The sequence below is a fragment of the Acinetobacter sp. UBA5934 genome, from assembly GCF_002430855.1.
Lineage (GTDB): Bacteria > Pseudomonadota > Gammaproteobacteria > Pseudomonadales > Moraxellaceae > Acinetobacter.
On record NZ_DJDC01000124.1, the window covers coordinates 1 to 779 of the forward strand.

The 779-nt window shown below is 43.0% G+C and carries 2 protein-coding genes; both read right to left on the reverse strand.

Going from position 1 to position 779, the window contains the following annotated elements:
- Nucleotides 1-300 (reverse strand): S1 RNA-binding domain-containing protein (locus B2Y23_RS08565; RefSeq protein ID WP_291370238.1); only part of this gene is annotated, 300 nt, incomplete at its 3' end.
- A 109-nt stretch (nucleotides 301-409) separates the two neighbouring features.
- The coding region (locus tag B2Y23_RS08570; protein ID WP_291370240.1) for a (d)CMP kinase at nucleotides 410-779 on the reverse strand (370 nt) is incomplete at its 5' end.

Consider the following 779-nt stretch of genomic DNA (forward strand, 5'->3'; position numbering starts at 1 on the left):
TTTTTCAAGTTTAGTCCAAGTTTCAGCACGTTTAGCTTTTTCACGTGATAAAACTGTTTGACCCATACCGTTGTCAAGAGCTTCAACAACAACATCAACAGTATCGCCAACTTGAACTTCAAGTTCACGTTGGTCGTTTAAGAATTCAGCGCGGTCAACGATACCTTCTGATTTAAGGCCAGTGTCAACTGTTACCCAATCAGAATCGATATTTACTACAACGCCTTGGATGACAGCACCCTTTTCAACGTTGAGGTTTAATTCGCTTTCTTCAAAGAGGGCTGCAAAAGATTCGGTCATGATATACCTGATAAAGTCAGCGGTCTTGGATCAGACAAGGCCGGTTTAATTAAGCTTCCACATAGTCCGTAATAAACTGATCTAGCTATGCTTTCGCTGAAAAAATTCTTTAATTTACTAATTGCTGGTCAACAAAACTGGTCATCAACTTGAATACTTCATCAATGCCCAATGCGGAACTATCGATAATGTATGCATCTGCTGCTGGCTTGAGTGGGGCGACTGTACGCTCCATATCACGTTTGTCTCGAGCTTGTATATTAGCTAAAATGTCGTTTATTTTAACATCTAGCCCCATACCCTGCAACTGCTTTACTCGTCGCTCAGCTCGCGATTCAGCCGATGCTGTCAGATAAATCTTGGCTTGTGCTTCCGGAAAGATGGCTGTCGCCATATCACGTCCATCTGCAACCAGCCCTGGAGCTTGCGCAAATGCACGTTGACGCTCCAATAATGCTGTTCTAAGTTCAGGAATTGCT